This window comes from Streptococcus sp. HMSC078H12 (genome assembly GCF_001814615.1).
Lineage (GTDB): Bacteria > Bacillota > Bacilli > Lactobacillales > Streptococcaceae > Streptococcus > Streptococcus salivarius_F.
The window spans coordinates 1-18,776 of the sequence record NZ_KV817343.1; the positions used below are offsets into that span (position 1 = coordinate 1).

Annotated in this window: 16 protein-coding genes and 1 pseudogene; 6 read left to right on the top strand and 11 right to left on the bottom strand. The window is 37.1% G+C overall.

Annotated elements, in window-relative coordinates:
* Nucleotides 1-174: 174 nt before the first annotated feature.
* Genes HMPREF2979_RS07750 through dltD form a run of 5 tightly spaced genes read left to right on the top strand, consistent with a single transcriptional unit; the run spans nt 175 to nt 4,627 of the window.
* On the top strand, nt 175-306 hold the full coding sequence (locus tag HMPREF2979_RS07750; RefSeq protein ID WP_002885174.1) for a teichoic acid D-Ala incorporation-associated protein DltX: 132 nt from the start codon (nt 175-177) through the stop codon (nt 304-306).
* Nucleotides 307-314: 8 nt separating this feature from the next.
* Nucleotides 315-1,865, top strand: coding sequence for a D-alanine--poly(phosphoribitol) ligase subunit DltA (dltA, locus tag HMPREF2979_RS07755; protein WP_070656022.1), 1,551 nt, complete (start codon nt 315-317; stop codon nt 1,863-1,865).
* Nucleotides 1,862-3,109 (top strand): D-alanyl-lipoteichoic acid biosynthesis protein DltB, encoded by a 1,248-nt coding sequence (gene dltB, locus HMPREF2979_RS07760; RefSeq protein WP_070656024.1) that lies wholly within the window; start codon nt 1,862-1,864, stop codon nt 3,107-3,109. The genes dltA and dltB overlap by 4 nt, the downstream gene beginning before the upstream one ends.
* A gap of 17 nt (nt 3,110-3,126) precedes the next feature.
* Complete coding sequence (gene dltC / locus HMPREF2979_RS07765; RefSeq protein ID WP_002891149.1) at nt 3,127-3,366, top strand: D-alanine--poly(phosphoribitol) ligase subunit DltC; 240 nt, start codon at nt 3,127-3,129, stop codon at nt 3,364-3,366.
* Nucleotides 3,359-4,627 (top strand): D-alanyl-lipoteichoic acid biosynthesis protein DltD, encoded by a 1,269-nt coding sequence (dltD, locus tag HMPREF2979_RS07770; RefSeq protein WP_070656027.1) that lies wholly within the window; start codon nt 3,359-3,361, stop codon nt 4,625-4,627. Before dltC ends, dltD begins: the two co-directional genes overlap by 8 nt.
* 128 nt (nt 4,628-4,755) lie before the next feature.
* Here dltD and HMPREF2979_RS07775 read toward each other — a convergent pair whose 3' ends face one another.
* From HMPREF2979_RS07775 to pabB, 11 genes and pseudogenes are all read right to left on the bottom strand, one after another.
* Nucleotides 4,756-5,808, bottom strand: a complete 1,053-nt coding sequence (locus HMPREF2979_RS07775) for an HpcH/HpaI aldolase/citrate lyase family protein (RefSeq protein ID WP_070656029.1) — start codon at nt 5,806-5,808, stop codon at nt 4,756-4,758.
* An 11-nt stretch (nt 5,809-5,819) separates the two neighbouring features.
* A complete protein-coding gene (locus HMPREF2979_RS07780) occupies nt 5,820-6,599 on the bottom strand; it encodes an HAD family hydrolase (protein ID WP_070656031.1) in 780 nt (259 codons plus the stop codon).
* A gap of 90 nt (nt 6,600-6,689) precedes the next feature.
* Nucleotides 6,690-9,326 (bottom strand): calcium-translocating P-type ATPase, PMCA-type, encoded by a 2,637-nt coding sequence (locus tag HMPREF2979_RS07785; RefSeq protein ID WP_070656032.1) that lies wholly within the window; start codon nt 9,324-9,326, stop codon nt 6,690-6,692.
* Between the two features lie 102 nt (nt 9,327-9,428).
* The gene (locus HMPREF2979_RS07790; protein WP_083312377.1) at nt 9,429-10,058 is read right to left on the bottom strand and encodes a TerD family protein; all 630 of its coding nucleotides are present in this window, start codon (nt 10,056-10,058) and stop codon (nt 9,429-9,431) included.
* A 23-nt stretch (nt 10,059-10,081) separates the two neighbouring features.
* Complete coding sequence (locus HMPREF2979_RS07795) at nt 10,082-10,798, bottom strand: TerD family protein (protein ID WP_070656034.1); 717 nt, start codon at nt 10,796-10,798, stop codon at nt 10,082-10,084.
* Between the two features lie 23 nt (nt 10,799-10,821).
* Complete coding sequence (locus tag HMPREF2979_RS07800; protein ID WP_070656036.1) at nt 10,822-11,418, bottom strand: TerD family protein; 597 nt, start codon at nt 11,416-11,418, stop codon at nt 10,822-10,824.
* Between the two features lie 21 nt (nt 11,419-11,439).
* Nucleotides 11,440-12,570, bottom strand: a complete 1,131-nt coding sequence (locus HMPREF2979_RS07805) for a toxic anion resistance protein (protein WP_070656038.1) — start codon at nt 12,568-12,570, stop codon at nt 11,440-11,442.
* A gap of 11 nt (nt 12,571-12,581) precedes the next feature.
* The gene (locus tag HMPREF2979_RS07810; RefSeq protein WP_070656040.1) at nt 12,582-14,150 is read right to left on the bottom strand and encodes a YceG family protein; all 1,569 of its coding nucleotides are present in this window, start codon (nt 14,148-14,150) and stop codon (nt 12,582-12,584) included.
* 150 nt (nt 14,151-14,300) lie between these two features.
* Nucleotides 14,301-15,389: a cysteine protease StiP family protein gene (locus HMPREF2979_RS07815; protein WP_070656042.1), complete on the bottom strand. Its 1,089-nt coding sequence runs from the start codon at nt 15,387-15,389 to the stop codon at nt 14,301-14,303.
* A 24-nt stretch (nt 15,390-15,413) separates the two neighbouring features.
* The gene (locus HMPREF2979_RS07820; RefSeq protein WP_070656044.1) at nt 15,414-16,556 is read right to left on the bottom strand and encodes a phosphoribosyltransferase domain-containing protein; all 1,143 of its coding nucleotides are present in this window, start codon (nt 16,554-16,556) and stop codon (nt 15,414-15,416) included.
* Nucleotides 16,557-16,627: 71 nt separating this feature from the next.
* Nucleotides 16,628-18,345: pseudogene (gene pabB, locus HMPREF2979_RS07825) on the bottom strand (aminodeoxychorismate synthase component I).
* Nucleotides 18,346-18,491: 146 nt separating this feature from the next.
* Here pabB and HMPREF2979_RS07830 point away from each other — a divergent pair.
* On the top strand, nt 18,492-18,776 hold a 285-nt coding region (locus HMPREF2979_RS07830; protein WP_070656046.1), incomplete at its 3' end, for a hypothetical protein.

Below are 18,776 nucleotides of genomic sequence, written 5' to 3' on the forward strand. Positions count from 1 at the left end.
CAAACCACCCGTTAGACGGGTGGTTATGATTATTTTAGCTAATCATTTATCGCTAAAACCTATTGATAAAAAAGAAATGAAATTTAGTTATTTTTTCTTTTTTATTGGAAAAAATGGCGATAAGATGGTAAACTAGAGAGGATATTATATAAAAAAAAGGTATCGAAAATTAGAATGTTAAAACATAAAAACGTCCTAGTGTTTTTAGGACAAACCTTGCTTTATTTCGCCATTTTTATGGCCCTAATTTATCTCTACAATTACCTAGGACAAGGTCAAGGTAATTTTATCTATAACGAATTTTAGGAAGAATAATGACGAATACAAAAATTAAAGATATGATTGAAACGATTGAGCAGTTTGCTCAATCACAACCTGACTTTCCTGTTTACAATATTTTAGGGGAAGTTCACACTTACGGCGACTTGAAGGCTGACTCAGATAGCTTGGCAGCCAAGATTGATAGTCTTGATATTCCAGAAAGTTCACCTGTTGTGGTTTATGGCGGTCAAGAGTATGAAATGTTGGCAACTTTTGTCGCTTTGACTAAATCTGGTCACGCTTATATTCCAATTGACAGTCACTCAGCTCTTGAGCGCGTGACGGCAATTGTTGAAGTAGCAGAGCCTAGTCTGATTATTGCTATCAATGACTTCCCACTTGAGGATGTCCAAGCACCAATCTTAACATTGGATCAAGTGACAACAGCTTTTGAAAGCAAGACTAGCTACGAAGTGACTCATCCTGTTAAGGGGGATGATACTTATTACATCATCTTTACATCAGGAACTACAGGTAAGCCTAAAGGGGTACAAATTTCACACAATAATCTCCTTAGTTTCACTAACTGGATGATTACAGACAAGGAATTTGCGACTCCAACACGTCCACAAATGCTAGCTCAACCGCCTTATTCATTTGACTTATCAGTAATGTACTGGGCACCTACATTGGCACTTGGAGGAACACTCTATGCGCTTCCTTCAGCCATTACACAGGACTTCAAGAAGCTCTTTGAAACGATTTTCTCTCTTCCAATTGCCATTTGGACATCCACACCATCATTTGCAGATATGGCAATGTTGTCAGAAGACTTCAATGCAGAGAAGATGCCAGAAATTACGCATTTCTATTTTGATGGAGAAGAGTTGACTGTCAAGACTGCTCAAAAGCTTCGCCAACGTTTCCCAAATGCGCGCATCATCAATGCCTACGGCCCAACGGAAGCAACTGTAGCCTTGTCGGCTGTAGCCGTAACAGATGAGATGCTGGTTAACCTTAAGCGTTTGCCGATTGGTTACACCAAGGAAGATTCACCGACTTATATTATTGATGAGGATGGGAATATCCTTCCAAATGGTCAACAAGGTGAAATCATCGTCTCAGGACCAGCAGTTTCAAAAGGCTATATGAATAATCCTGAAAAGACTGCTGAAGCCTTCTTCGAGTTTAATGGCCTTCCTGCTTACCATACTGGTGATGTGGGAACGATGACTGATGAAGGTCTCCTTCTTTACGGTGGACGCATGGACTTCCAGATTAAATTTAATGGTTTCCGTATTGAGTTAGAGGATGTTTCACAAAATCTTAATAAGTCTAAGTATATTGATTCAGCAGTAGCTGTGCCACGTTACAATAAAGACCATAAGGTTCAGAACCTCTTGGCTTATGTGATTCTTAAGGATGGTGTTCGTGAGCAGTTTGAACGTGAAATTGATATCACCAAGGCGATTAAGGCTGACTTAGAAGATATCATGATGTCTTACATGATGCCTACTAAGTTCCTCTATCGTGAGAGCTTGCCTTTAACACCAAATGGGAAAATTGATATCAAGGGTCTTATCAGTGAGGTTAACAACCGATGATTGACTTCTTGAAACAGCTACCACATTTAGAAGCCTACGGTAACCCCTTCTATTTTATCTATCTTGGATTAGCTCTATTGCCAATCTTTGTGGGTCTCTTCTATAAAAAGCGTTTTGCGATTTATGAATGTTTGGTCAGTCTAGCCTTTATTGTTCTTGCTCTGACAGGAACACATGCTAGTCAATTACTAGCCTTACTCTTCTATATCGTTTGGCAAATCATCTGGGTTTATTCCTACAAACATTACCGCAGTCAAAAGGACAATAAATGGGTTTTCTATTTACACTCATTTCTTGTAGTCCTTCCCTTGATTTTTGTTAAGGTAGAGCCTGCGATAAATGGTACTCAGTCACTCTTAAACTTTCTTGGTATTTCTTACTTGACCTTCCGATCAGTTGGTATGATTATCGAGATGCGGGATGGTGTCTTAAAAGAGTTTACACTTGGAGAATTCCTCCGATTCATGCTCTTTATGCCAACCTTTACGAGTGGTCCTATTGATCGCTTCAAACGCTTTAACGAAGATTACCAGGCGATTCCTGAGCGAGACGAGCTGATGAATATGTTGGAGCAAGCTGTAAAATATATCATGCTTGGTTTCCTCTATAAGTTTGTTTTGGCTCAGATTTTCGGAAGTATGCTCTTGCCTTCACTGAAAGCACAAGCTTTGGCTCAAGGTGGTATCTTTAATTTACCAACACTTGGTGTCATGTATGTTTTCGGTTTTGATCTCTTCTTTGACTTTGCGGGTTACTCGATGTTTGCCTTGGCAGCATCAAACCTTATGGGGATTAAGAGCCCAATCAACTTTGACAAACCTTTCATCTCACGAGACTTGAAAGAATTTTGGAATCGTTGGCATATGAGCTTGTCTTTCTGGTTCCGTGACTTTGTCTTTATGCGTTTGGTTATGGTTTTGATGCGTAACAAAGTTTTCAAAAACCGTAACACGACATCAAATGTGGCCTATGTCATTAATATGATGGTTATGGGATTCTGGCATGGAGTTACCTGGTACTACATTGCTTATGGTATTTTCCATGGTATTGGTCTAGGAATCAATGATGCCTGGTTACGTAAGAAGAAGACCATTAATAAAGAACGTAAGAAAGCTGGTCTTGAGTCACTTCCTGATAATAAATGGACGAAGGCTTTGGGAATCTTTATTACATTTAACACTGTTATGTTGTCATTCTTGATTTTCTCTGGATTCTTGAATGACCTCTGGTTCACTAAAAAATAAGTAAAGGAATTATAAAAATGGATGTAAAATCAGAAGTTATTGAAATTATTGATGAACTCTTCATGGAAGATGTTTCAGACATGATGGATGAAGACCTTTTCGATGCTGGTGTTCTTGATTCTATGGGAACAGTTGAGCTTATCGTTGAATTGGAATCACGTTTCGATATTCGTGTGCCAGTTTCAGAATTTGGTCGTGATGACTGGAACACAGCTAATAAGATTGTTGAAGGGGTAACGGAGCTTCGCAATGCTTAAGCGTTTATGGCAAATTTTTGGCCCTATAATCTGTGCCTTAGTCTTGGTAGTAGTAGTTATTTTTTCCTACCCTCAAGGCAGAAAACATAGTTATGAGGTTGAAAAACGTAACGCGGTAACCTTGACAACTGAGAACTTTAAGAGCCGTATTAATAAGACGACAGCTCTTTCTGATAAGAATCATCGATTTGTCCCTTTCTTTGGGTCTAGTGAGTGGTTGCGTTTTGATGCCCTTCATCCAGCTGTTTTAGCTGAAAAATATGACCGTAACTATCGCCCATATTTTATTGGACAACGTGGGGCTGCCTCTCTAAACCAATATTTGGGAATGCAACAAATGCTTCCCGAATTGAAAAATGGGACAGTAGTCTATGTCTTGTCACCACAGTGGTTTACTAAAAAAGGTTACAATTCTGCGGCTTTCCAGCAGTTCTACAATAACGACCAACTTAGTAGTTTCTTAAGTCAAAATCAGACGGATGCAAATTCTCAGTATGCAGCTCAGCGCATCTTAGAGATGAAACCTGAGATTACTATGAAATCTCAACTTTCTAAAGTGGCTAATGGGCAAGATTTAAATTCTCTTGATAAGACTTATATTCAATTTATGGCAGAGCTTAATAAGCGAGAAGATGCCTTGTTCAGTCCTTTTGCAGCATCAAATAATGCAAATTACGACAAGAAGGTTCTTCCTTATCTTAAAGAGTTGCCAGACAAGCTCTCTTACGAGGCACTTGACCAGGTTGCGGTAAGAGATGCAGAAGCTCATACCAAGTCAAACGACTTTGGTATCGATGACCGTTTCTATAAGAAACGTTTGGCTAAAAAGATTGGTAAACTTAAAGGGTTCCAAAAGAATCTTTCGTATGAAGTTTCACAAGAATACGGCGACCTACAGTTGGTGCTAAATCAATTTGCTAAGTCAAATACTAATGTTATCTTTGTCATCCCACCTGTTAATAGCAAGTGGATGGCTTATACGGGACTAAGTCAGGAAATGTATGATGCTACGGTTTCTAAAATCCGTTATCAATTGGAAAGTCAAGGCTTCACTAATATTGCTGACTTCTCAAAAGACGGAGATCAACCTTACTTCATGCAAGATACCATTCATATGGGATGGAAAGGATGGGTAGCCTTTGACAAGGCTGTTGATCCATTTGTAAGTAATCCAACACCCGCACCTAGCTATAACTTGAACGACCACTTTTATAGTAAGGATTGGGCAGGTTATACAGGGGCTCCTAGTCAGTTTAAGTAGCATTACTTAATCAATCAAAGAGGCTTGTTAAAGCCTTTTTATGTTGCTTCTATAAAAAAAGTCACTAGTTAAATACTAGTGACTTTATGTCATTGGAGAAAGAGTATTTGAATTTTACTCACTAATGATCAATTAGATTTTCTTACTCCATAAATGGTTGCTAGGTTAATCATTTTTTTGGCCCATTTGATATGAGTTTTTACTTCATTCATTTTATTTCCCATATGACCTTTTGTAACACCAACAAGAGTTTCATCCATACCAAGTATTTTGAGAGCGTCCTCATAATCTTCTTCGGTAATTACTAAACTTTCAAGAACTGCCTGAAGTTGCGAGGGATGTATACATGTTTTTCCAATAAAACCATTAAGTTGATCCAACTCAATTTCATTTTTTAAGCCTGTTAACCATGCAGGAGTTTCCTTAAGATCTGAGTCGTTGGAACCAAAATATTCCCAGACAGGTGCTGAACAGACATAATCTTTACCAAAGATATTAATAATATCTCCTAAACAGTCCTCAATAACTTGAACCATATGAATCGTTTGACTAATGGTACGTCGAATACCGAAAAGATTTGAAAAATCTGTTGCACCAACCCTTATATTAAGAATGTGATCTTGAAAAGGCTCAAGTGTGAGGAATAGTTTTTCTAGTTCTTCAATTCTGCCTTTTTTATTCATTATAGATTCTGTTTCAAAAATAGGCATGAAATAAATATTCCCTTGGCTTAGATGGTTAACTTCCTGAAATGCAGTAAGGTAATCTTGAGCGCAACTTGTATCAAATTTAGGGAGATTAAAGCCAGTTAGTAAATTTAGTAACGGTTTACCTAGCTTTGTACCAAAATCTTTGAGCTGTTGTGAAGATCTTATACGAATAAAAATTAATGGTAATTCTTGTAAAGTGATTTCACCAGATGCAAGCATAGCTTTTAATTTTTGCAAAAAAGATAAAATATTTAACTCTGCCTGTTGTACAGTATTGTCACCAATTGCATCTTCAAGATCAATACAGATTGAGGCTTCTTTTGTTTTAAGTATGGCTTCTAGCAGTTTTTCGTGTGTGGCTGGTATATATAAAAGTGGTCCAACAGCATACTGTAGTAATTCTTTTTGAGTATTTTTTGAAAAATCTTGAGGAGATTTTTTATATTCAAGGTTGTTCAATTTGTACTTCATTGTAACTCCTCTTACACAGAATAATCTAGCACAAGCTGAAGAATTTTTTCTGCGCCAACTAAACCTTCTGGGACGATGGTATATTTTTCTTTATCATCTAACAGATGATAAATTTCACTTTGATTAGGAATACATCTTACATTGCCAAGAGGTAAAAAGGTTTGATCCATTTTACCATCACCTGCAGTTATCACAAAGTCCTCTTCTAATTTTTCTTTTAGAAAGAGTAGAGCATTCCCTTTTGATATCTTTTTAGGGATAATATAGAGTTTGAGTCCTTGGATGGTATGTGTCCACTCAGTTCCCTCTAGTTCTCTAGTCATAGCTTCATCGATGTAATTGATGATAGTTTTATCGTCAGAAATCTTTGTAAAAAAGAAGATATCATCAATAAGAACAGGTTCTTTTGTTAAGTGTGTCTTATACTGATTTAAAAGTTTAAGTATGTTTGTATATTGATCCTCTAAACGGCGACATATTGAGTCAACGTGTTTCTCCCATTCTGGTAGAGGCTCTCCGTTATGGAGAATAATACCTCCATTTGCGACAACAGCATAAGGAAGATTTTGAACTGGCTGTACACGCTTAAATTGCGCGTAAGAACGTGTTGTAATTGGGATGAGTTGAATACTTGGATTATTTTTTATTTTATTAATCAGTTCTATACTTAAATGCGACATATATGAAATTTCTTTATTATCTAGTATTTCAATGCATTTAACTTGACTAGCATTATCGACGAATTTTGATGAATGAATAATTGTGCGATCTAAGTCGGTTGCAAAAATCATAAGACACCTTCCTATTTTTAAAAAGAGGATTAGGAATAAAACCTAATCCTCTGTATTATTTTATAAGTTACTTAGTCTTTAGTCAACTAGTTACGTATTCTTTGTAAGAGCCTTGCGGATAAAATCTGCAGGGATAATCAAAACTGCGATAAGAAGAGCAACGATATAGTGTTCAACATCCATTGGAACGGTACTAAATACTTTACCACCGAATTGAATAATCAAGGTTTGAACGACAGCAATAGAAATCATTACAATTGAGAATTTCTTGTTTTCGCCGATATGTTCAAAAACATTGAATCCATTACTACGTGTATTAAGTGAGTTGAAAATGACAGCATAGATAAATACTGTAAAGGTGAATGTTGTTACCATTTCAAAGTTGCCAGTTCCATTTGTGATAAAGTCTTGAATACCACCAACATTTTTAAGAATGGCTAAACATACAAGAGTAATGAAGACGCTGGCTACACCAATAGCAGATTTCATATAGCCAGTAAGAATATTTGCCTTCTTAGGAACTGGTTTTTCATTCATGTAACGATCTAGGGTAGGTTCTTCACCAAAGGCAAGGGCAGCAAGTGTGTCCATGATAAGGTTGATCCAGAGAATTTGGATAATTGTAAATGGTTCTTTGAGGCCCAAAAGTGGTGAGAGAAGTGACATAGCAATTGTAGTCACGTTTACGGTTAATTGGAAGATAATAAATTTACTTACTGACTTACTCATAGTACGTCCATAGAGGACGGCTTTCTCAATCGAAGTCAATGAGTTATTCAAGATAACGATATCTGATGCTTCACGTGCGACTTCAGTACCATCACCCATTGAGAATCCGACATCTGCTGATTTGAGTGCTGGTGAGTCATTGACCCCATCACCTGTCATACCAGCGACCATATCGAGGTCTTGAGCTGCCTCAATAAGACGTTTTTTATCCATTGGAAGGGCACGACTGACCACTTTTAAGTGAGGCAATTGTTGTTTGAGTTCTTGATCTGAGAGGGCAAAAAGTTCATCGTGAGTAAGAACAAGGTCATTTTGACCAGTAACGATACCGGCTTCTTTAGCGATAGCAACAGCGGTTTCTTTACGGTCACCAGTTACCATAACTACTTGAACACCTGCACGGTTCATTGTTTCAACAGTTTGTTTGATTGAAGAACGAACGTTATCACGGATACATACGATACCAATCAAGACTTTATCATTTCCATCTGTATTTAGGATAGCAAGCAAACGCATTGAACGGTTAGCTTGTTCCAATGATAATTCTTGGAAACGAGCTTTGATATCATCAGTAAAGTTTTGTTTATTACCATCTTTATCAAGATAGTAGTAGCAGTCATTTAGGATGAATTCTGGAGCACCCTTGATGTAGGTTTTACCATCGTTAGTCGTTACACTTGCGAATTTTGTTGCTGAGTTGAATTGTTGCTTCTCAGTAATTGTATTTGTATCAAAATCAAGTTGAGAGCGTCCAATAAGGAAATCAAGAAGTGCACGGTCAGTGGCGTTACTACCAACAGCACTGCCATCAGCTACCATGGCATCGTTGTTAAGACCAATCCCATTAATCATTTCAGCTTTAAGGCTATCTGACATTGTGTCAAAATCAGGTGCATCAGTTTCACCAGTAGCTGCATAAAGTGTTCCATCAGCAAGGAAGAAGTCAACTACAGATAGTTTACCTTCAGTGATAGTACCAGTCTTATCACTGAAGAGGATATTCATGTATCCGGCTGTTTCAATGGTATCAGGATGGCGAACCAGGATATTTTGAGCTAAGAGTCGACCTGAGTTCATTGAAGAAACGAGTGCCAACATCATTGGGAGACCTTCTGGAACGGCCATGATGATGATTGTAACCGCAAAGAGAATCGTTTCAATGATAAGAAGGAAGATTGAACCACCATTGAGGTTATTAGCCTTATTAAGGGCAATAAAGCCTAATACAAGGTTGATCACTGAATATGCAGCACCCGCACTATAACCGAGGACACCGATATTACCAGCAAGCTTGTTGAGTTTTTCTTTGGATGGTGAATCTTTACTATCTTCTTGAAGAGAAGTATTGATGCTTCCTAGAACGGTATTATCACCAATTTGTGTAGCTTCCATAACGGCTTCGCCTGAAGTAACAACTGTACCACGGAAGACTTTGAGCTCTGTAAAGAGGTCGGAAGAGTCTGGCTCTGCTTGATCACCAAGAGGAAGTTTTTTAGCATCTTCACTTTCACCATTAAGGACAGCTTGGTTTACTTTTAACTCACCTTCCAAGATGATACCGTCAACTGGAATCTTGTCCCCTGATTGAAGGAGAATTTGATCACCTTTTACAATATCATCAACAAGAACTTCTTTAAGTTTACCATCACGATAAACCTTAGCATTAGTTTTTGAAGCCTCTTCTTGAAGAGTGTTGAATTTTTGCTCATTTCTGTATTGTGAGACTGCTGAGAATCCTGTAGATATCAAAATGGCAAAAATTAGTGAGATAGCCTCATACCAATTGGCTTCACCAATAGCAGGGAAAATCATTCCAACAAAGTTGAAGATGATTTTTAATCCTAAGGCAGCCAAGAGGATAAGAATCCATTGATCTTGGAAGGCTTCGATAAAGATTGAGAGGAGCGAGTTAGCCTCTTTACTAGATAGCCTATTATCGCCATGGGCATTTTTACTTGCTTGAACTTCAGCAGAAGTCAAGCCTTTAAATTTTTTCATTTAAGGTTTGTATCCTTTCTAGAAATAGTCTTTAGAGAATTAATACTTTCTGAGGTATACCCTTCTAAAAATAAGTATCCTAATAACTAAAGAATTCTATTATTAACTAAAGAGTGCTGCGATTCCATTAAGGTCAGCTTGTTTTCCTTGGCCAATAGCATGAAATGCCCAGCTAGCGCCATTACGAACTAATTCTGCAAAGACAACAGCTGTATCAGTAGAGTAATCATCTTTTAATTGGAATTTACATAGTTCAGAGCCATTATCCTTATTCACAAGTCGTACGTATGAGTTATTTACCATACCAAATGTTTGACGACGTGCGACTGCTTGGTCAATGGTTACAGCACAAACAATCTTACTAACTGTTGGAGAGACAGCTTGGAGATTTAGAGTGATGGTTTCGTCGTCACCTTCACCAGCACCAGTACGATTATCTCCGTTTAATTGAATACCATTTGCTACTGGATTATTGTAGAAAACAACGTCAGAAGCAGAAGTGATTTTACCTGCTTCATTCAATAAGAAAACAGAAATATCTAAATCGAAGTCGACACCACTTGCAGCAATATCCCAACCAGCACATAGATCGACATTATTGAGGCTAGGTGCAGCTTTTGCAAGGTCTAGGACAGTATTTTTTTCAAGATTTAGTGAAATTCCAGATTGTGTAGGTGTGACTTCAGTTGGTGTTGAAACTTCGCCACCTAAACTAGTAAAATTAATAGCCATTTTTCTTCTTCCTTTACATTAAATTATTTATATGCTTTAGCGATATCAGCAATAGATGCTTTGAAGTAATCACCTACAGCTTTAAATGTCCAACCATTATCCGTACGGTTCAACTCAGCAAATTTAACTGCAGTTGCATTACCACCGTCTTCTGTAAGGTTGAAACGAACCAATTCACGTTCTGGACGTTGTGATTCATCAACTAAACGAACATATGCATTACGTACTTGACCAAAGTTTTGTTTACGTTCTTTACCAGAGTAAATGACAACTGCAACAACAATTTGTTTGACATCTGATGAGACTTGATTAAAGTTTACGAACATATTTTCATCGTCGCCATCACCTGCTCCAGTAAGGTTATCGTGATCCAAGTGGATACCTTGAGAAGATTTGTCGCCATAGTAGACAACATTTGTAGCTTTCTGAGTTAGACGGCCTGAATCATCTAATAGAAAAGCAACTAGGTCAAGGTCAAAATCTGAACCAAATAATTTTGTTTGTACATCCCAACCAGCAGAAACTCGAATGTTTTCCAAAGTAGACTGAGTCTTAGAAAGATTCAAGAAATCATTTTTTTGGAGGTTAAGGATACCTGGTTTATTAAGGTCAAGACTTACTTCACGTCCTTGATTTTGTGAAGATTGAGAAAGAGTCTCAAAAGTTGGTGCTGGCGCTTCAGGCCCATTGTTTGCTGGTGTGTTTGAGTTGTTTCCAAGTAGTTTATCAAAAAGTCCCATAATAGTTTCCTTTCCTAAGTGTATTACATATAGCGAGACAAAAGTCCATTGAGGTCTGCAATCGTTCCCTCACCAATTGCTTCAAACTGCCAACCGTTTGGTCCACGGTTTAAAGAACAGGCTGTAACAGCAGTATCGGCAGAATAATTATCGGTTAACTGATAGCGACAAATTTCAGCATCGTTATTATCTGCATCAAGCAAGCGAACAAAAGCATTTTTTATCATACCAAAAGTTTGCTTTTTGCTTACGGCTTCAAAAATTGTCATGAAGAAGATAATACGAGTGATGCGTGGTTCGATGGCATCTAAATTAATTTGGATACGTTCATCATCACCGTCACCTTCACCAGTACGGTTATCTCCTTCGAGTCGAATTCCAGGAGCTGACATGTTGTTAAAGAAGATGACGTCTTGTGGAACTTGTGTCACACGTCCACTATCTTCGATAAGAAAAGCTGCTAAATCAAGGTCTGCAGTAGGTCCAGCAACGGCCATATCCCAACCACCACCTAGCACACAGTTCTTAAGTGCTGGTGCTTGTTTGGTAAGGTCAAGTACATTACCTTTTGATAAATTAAGTGATGGTTGTGAACCATTATTAAGTCTAGTGAAATCCATAATAATTTCCCTCCAGTTAAATTAATGCGCGCTAATGAACCCTTTTTCAGCCATATCCGCCTTCATATTTTCCAATTCAACGGAATCAGTCTTGCGTTTTTCAGCAATTTGTTGACTGATTTGTTTGGTCTCGTCGATACCCTTTTTGATAGTTTCATAGGTTGAGCGAAGGGTTTCAATTTGCACAGCACTGCCACCAGCCATTCGAGCAATATTTACCGACTGAGTTGCTGTATTTTGAGCATTACGTAGAAGTAGCTCATTTGTTTTTTCATCCAATTGACTGATTGATTTCGCTTGGATTTCTTGTCGTTTTAGCTGAATAGCTTGTACTAAACATTGCTTGAAAATTGGCAAGGTGATAATGAATGATGAATTAATCTTACGCATAAGATTAAAGTTTGCCATTTGCATTGTCTGGATCATTGGACAAGTTTGCATTGCAACATTCTCAGCAATCTGTAAGTCATAAGTACGTTGGTTAAGCATATCCTTAATCATTTGTAGTTTCTGTTGTTGAGTCTGCTTTTCTTGTTCAGTCAGATCGGTTCGTTGCATCATTTGTGCTTGATAAGCTTCGATTTCTTCTTGAGCGAGCTCTCCAGCTACAATATACTTCTCGAGTTCTTCATAATATGCAACGTTAGTACGATATTGCTTTTCAAGATCTTCTTGAGTTTGATGAATTTGAGATTCATATTGTTTTAAGATTACATAAATCTTGTCAACTTCTTTTCCCATATCTTCATATTTGGCAAATAATTTATCAATGGAATTTTTAATCTTGCCAAATAATTTTTGAAGCATAGAAGCGTTTTCTGGATTTTCTAGCTCTTTGATGTCGAACTTATCCATAATCTTTGTAAGTTGTGTCAGCATACGAGAGGCTTCTTCAGTATTAACACGTTGCATTGAAGACAGTAGCATATCTGAAGTTTGAGAGATTCCCTCGCTAGGTTTTTGACCAAATGCAAGGATGGAATTAACATTTGTGATATCTATTTCATTAGTTAGATTCTGAACCTCTGGAAGAGCTCGTAGACGTTGCTTATAAGCAGCATTGTCTGTTAAGACTTCTGGTTGAGTCATCTGCATCTCATTTGTAGGTGATCCGGTCGTAGTAGCACCGAATTCTCCGGTATTAATAGCCATTGATATTCTCCTTAACTAAAAAATTTACTAAAAAAGTTTTGCTTCCTTTGTTTGTATTTTAAATCTGATAGTCGTCGCTCATAGTTTATCTTATCTAAACGGATAGAATTAAAATAATCACTTTGAATATAAGTGTTTAAGTTAGATAAACCGGCAGGCGAGAAGATGACAATATCAAATCCAATTTTATTAAGGTAAGCAATTAAATAAGCCTGACGTTTTGAAATTTGCTCTTCCTCTTCTAGAAAAATAACTAGTTTGGGAATATCGTTAGTAAAATCGAAACTGTCTATAGTTCTGATGATTTTTTTATCTAACATCAATATCATCATAGCAAAGTCCAAAATTTCTTCTTTGGAACAAATCGGTTTTTTGAAGAAACGCTGGTCATCAATGGTCTCATTGATTTTTGAAAGGATGAATTTTTCAGTTTCATCATTATAGGAAGAATAACGATAGAAAGGCAACTTCATGATTTCTTCTATATCAAATTTACCATTGCTTAGTTGGCAAAATGTTAATTGAAACTTATCTGATTCTTCAACACCTGGACTAATGAGATTAAAGTTGGCTGTTGAAGATAGAAATAGACTATTTGGATGTTCTATACAAGTCTTAATGAGGTGAGCATATTCGTCTGAATTCTTATATTCCCCTTCAATTTCAAAGAAGAAAGTAGGAACATAGACGGTTTTTCCTTGTGTTTTAAAGCCCTGTCTAAGTTTTGCTGGGACTTTCCAGTTTTGTTCTAGATCGATTAATGTACCATTGAAAAAAATTGGAGAAGTCGTACCATTATGAAATTGCCAAGGACGATAAATACCTGAATTTGAGAATAGCTCTTTTTCAATTTGCTCTTCCAATTCTAAAGTAATCGAGCGATTTTCTTCAATAATATGGCCTTGAGAGGCTCGTTGAAGAAAACTTTGAATGGGTAATATTTGTGAATTCTTATGCTTTTTACAGAGTTTATCCGAATCGATTTCTTTCCAATAGTCGCATTCTCTCAATGGATTAATATAAACAACATCAAAACCCATTATATAAAGGAGTATTAGAAAATAAATATCATGACGCGATATGTCACCATAGTAGAAACAATGGTTTGCATGAAAATCTAATTCAGAATAATCTAAGTTCTGTATATATAAGTGAGCATAAAGTAATAGTTTACAGATAAAGTTATTTCTAACACTATCGTTTAAAAAATTTTCTTGTCTTATAGCAAGATTGACTACATATTCAAATGCATTTAAAAAAACGTGATTCAAATCAGAGTTTTCAAAAAGAGTTATATCTTGCTTTGAGAGATGTGTCACATCCATATTGGCAAGCTCGTTTTTTATCGCATTTATGAAGTTGAAATCTGCATCTAGGAGAATCTCTCCATCAAAAAAAATAGTATGGCGAGGATCATCCTGAATTTTTGAATGAATCGTTGCAAGGACATCGTTATACTTCACTTGATTTTCCACACCAATGTAGGAAGTGAAGACAGGTTTGAATTGTGGACGAATGCCCTTTCTTTCGGATTTTCTTCTCCAAAGTTCAAATGGAATCTGTTGGAGGCTTAGACTCATTTAGTCACCCCCTTCCGGCACAATGAGTCTTTTCCTAAATAAGCTATACCTTTATATAGAACTTATTCAAGATACTACTATTCTATGTATTCATTAAAGCGGTGTCAAGATAAAACACGAACTATAATGATTTTCATAATTGTTGATGGATTATAGATCTGCTAGCTCTTTGATGATGCCACAAACATTGTACTTTTCAAGAGGATAGTACTCAACCGGAACTTGTTTTTCTTCTGCGAGTTGTAAAATATGTTGGAGATATTTGGGGTTAGCATCCTTGCGAATGAGAATCCGATCAGGTACGCGTCTAAGTAGAACACGCGTTGTTTCACCTACACCAGGCTTGATTTTATTAATATCCTTAATTTTAAAGTCTTTCGCGATACGTTTTACTTCATCTATACCCTTAAAATCTTCATTTAATTCTTCTGAAGAAGGGGAGAAATAGTTGGGGTCACAATCATTAAAGTGCTTTTCAACGGTTTCTAAAAACGCGTTTGACTGGTCAATAGCTAAGTCCTCTTCATAAAAAATAGCACCATGAAATTCGTCTTCAGTCATAGTTGGTAATTTAACTGTTCGACTAACAAGACCACTAACAGTTGCATTAAGACATGCACTTGGGATAAGGAAATCTTGTCTAGTTCCATAAAGTTTTGTTACTGATGCCGGATCACTCAATACGGCGAGTTCACTATCTAGTTTTTGAAATTTTTCTTGAGCTCGAAGTTTTTGACAGGCTTCATCTAAAACTGTATTGATGGCTCCTTTACCGACCCAACCATCGATAAATTGAATTTTTTCAGCAGCATGACGGTCAACAATATAATGCATAGCTGCTGAGTCGATCCCCTTTCCACGTATGATTGAGATACTGTAGTGTGGTGGCGTTACTCCGTATCTAGTTTTGAGATAACGTTGAACGAGAATTCCGATTGGTGTTCCTGCTCTGGCAAGTGAAACTAAGACAAGTTCAGGTCCTTTTGAACGCCATAATTTTTCAGCAAGAGCGACTGTGGCAGAAGCTGTCTCAAAAGAAAGTTGGTCTAAGCTATTAAAGTAAAGGTCCATGTAAGTTTTTGTAGGTGCGTACTCTAAAGGAAGCATTTCAGAATAATGGACACCTTGCTGGTTTAATTTTTCACGTTCTGCAGTATCTAAGATGGGGACTCTTCCTTTAACATCTTGTAGTAAGAAAGTTACACTTTCTGCTGGGTAACTGGTGCGAACAAAACGCATGCGTTTCCTCCTATTATAATTGTTTTATTGTTGGATAAAAATAATTTCTTGTCTTGAGTAAGGCTGTAACTGTTCTCGTATAGATTCTTCAAATGCTTTTGTCATTTCTTCATAGACGATGATGTAGCGGTCAACCTCTTCAGTGACATTGTAAAGGTATGTCGATCGTTGGCTATTGTATGCGCTAGGGAGATGGATAGCATTTTTGATGAGGTAATTATCCTCAGGTGAGATAGCTATAGGACTACGTGTCGTTGATCGAACTTTTGCACCAATGTGTTGTGCAAGGAGAATTGGAAGCCACATATTTTCTTCAGTTCCGATTACCCTTACTTCATACGAGTCATAATCTAGTGGGGAATCATCTAACTTAGAAATGAGAGTTTCAAGAGACTTGCTGTAATTTCTGAATTCAGTTTGAGTTAATCCAAGACGTGGATTATTTTTAGAAGATAAGGTTACCTTTTCATTTTGATGCAAGTTATTCTCGGGAAGATTCTGATAATCGATAGAAATGGATGGAACATCATCCTTAAGCTGTCCCTTAATCAAGTAGATAGTGTCGATATTTTCTTCTTTATAGATAGAAGTATGAGATTTATTTTGCCAGTTAAGGATGGAAGCCACTGCATACTTGGTCTTTTTATTCAATTTTTTAAATTCAGTAATGAAGTTAAGAATAGTGTTTCCTGTCGTAATTTCATCTTCAATAAACAAAATAGTGTCATAGTCAGGAATGTCCTCACGGTAATACAATTTCTGATTGGTTGCGTGAGAATGTTCTTCCTCAAAGGAAAGTGTTTGAATAGTTGTATCCAAATCTTCTCGAGTTGTTTGTAGGTAGAAAACAGCGTTTATGTCATCATTTTCCAAACAAAAATGCATGATGGCCTGACCGATGGCAGTAGCAGTCTCGGCAAAGGCGATGATGAGAATGCGTTCTTGTGAACTTAAATGGTCTTTAATTTGTTCGTAAAGTTCTTTAAAAAGCTGAATTGTTGTATTGGCTTGGCTAGGAAAATGTTTGGCTTGATATTTATTAACAAAGAGATAGTCTCTTTTAGGATTCTTGTATCGCTTACAGATATGTATCAAATCATCTGGATTAAAGCTTGATTTATTTTCGATTACTTTTACAAAATCATTTAGTTTTAATTGATAGGTCATATCAATACCTTTCTATGTAATGGTTCATTAGTTTACATAAAGAATAGTAAAAATTGTACGGTTTTGTTGGTTTATCCTTCCACCTTCAATTCATACAAGCCTCTCACCGCATTGCATCCGTAGATGGCCTGAGCCTGTTCCATATCTTTTACGGTCAAGACTTTTTCTTTAAGCTTATTATCAGCAATAAGGCTTAGTCTGTAGATGCCATTTAAGAGGCCGAGGTGAACGGGTGGTGTGTAGAGTTGGTCCTCGATTTTAAGCACAATGTTACCGATAGATGTTTCTAGGAGTTTCCCTTCATGATTATAATAGATTTGTTCGTGAGGTTCGATACTAAGGTGAGGACGGTAACTTGTTTTGAAAAAGGTATAGGGGCTATCCAACGGATGACTTTGCTCAACTAACCTTGCTTGGCAGAAGTCTTTGGATAAGTTTGTTAATTGGGTATGTTCAAACTTCAGTTCACCATCTTTTGCAAGTGACATTTTAAGACGGTAGTCTTTGTCAAGGTCTAGTGATTGGCACAGAGCTTCGACTTGATAGTGAGCTTTTTCTGCATTGAAAGGATAGTCAAAGTAGCGACTGCTCTCTTGCAAGCGTTTCATATGCTCCTCAAGAAATAGCAGTTTTCCTTGATGGACACGACCAGTTGAAATGAGATCGAATTTGGGGTTCTGACGGTATAGAACAGCAGCTTTTTGCTTGGTTTCTTCATATTCAGCTTCCCAGTTGCTGTCCCAGGTAATACCTCCTCCGACACCGTAGATAGCCTTGGTTCCTTCCAATTGTAGTGTCCGAATGGCCACGTTGAAAATACTAGGTCCCTGTGGCACCAAGATACCAATAGCTCCACAATAGACACCTCGAGGCTGTTTTTCCACCTTCTTAATAATCTCCATGGTTGCTATTTTTGGGGCACCTGTAATCGATCCGCATGGAAAAGGGCTTGGAAGACATGGCTTAAACTACTATTTGGTAGGAGTTGCGTCTCAATAGTCGAAGTCATTTGCCAAACCGTAGAGTATTGTTCAACTTGGCAAAGGCTCTTGACATCTTCACTTCCTATTTTTGAAATACGATTCATGTCATTTCTAAGAAGATCGACAATCATCATATTTTCAGAGCGATTTTTCTGATCCTGAGCTAGCCATTGGGCTTGTTTGAGGTCAGTTTCAGTTGTCAAACCACGATTGGTGGTACCTTTCATTGGACGAGTGGTCAGTCTATCACCATCTTTTTTAAAGAAGAGTTCTGGGCTTATGGAAATGATAGAAACATCATCGTGCTGAATAAAGGCATTGTAATGTGCATTTTGCTCAACAACCAATCGGTTATAGATGGCAAAGGGATCAGCTGTCAGCTTCTGTTGAAGTTGAACAGTATAATTAACCTGATAAGTATCACCTTGTCGAATATGGTGGTGTATTTGCTCAATAGCAGCCTTGTATTCCTCTGCAGAAGTTAGCTCTTGCCAAGATTCTGGTAGGGAAATTGGCTCATAAGTAAGTGGAATAGGCTCTGTTTGAACAGTTTCATGAATAGTGAAGTAGAGGAGATACTCTGACATTAATGGACCATCAATAACCTGAAATTTTGTCTCGAAGGCAGGGGCAGCTTCATAGGAAACATAACCTACTGCATAATAGCCCTTATTTTGATAGGCTTCGACTTCAGCTAAGAGATGCTTAACTTCCTTAATGTTCTTTGTTTTTAGTTCTTTAATGGCGTCTGTAAAAATTTGTCTGACACCAAGTTCTTTAAAATCAATAACAGTTTTCTTATGCATACTTAGAGTATAACATAAGAAGTTTCCCTCTGGTTCTTTTTCATGTTTTAATTCTCTTTCTCAAAATTCTAACCAAAAATGAACTTTTCAGATAGTTTTACATATGTTATAATGATAGGGACTAAAAGAAGATTTTAGAGGGAAATATGACTGAAAAAAATAACTTTGAGAAAGGCAACAGCAGTCTTTCAAACCATAAAATGAAAAAAGGCACTTCTAAGAATTCATGGAAGCATCAAATGTATGAGCTAGAAATTGCCATTGCTAAAGAGTCAAGTAACAAAAGAAGAAATGAACTCATTAAAATCCATAATGGCTATATGAGTGAGTATGATAGCTTAAAGAAACAAATCATTTGGTTAGCCGTATTAGGAATTTGTTTCTTATTAGTATTGGTAGTTTTTTATAACAAAAAATCCCTAGACTTTTGT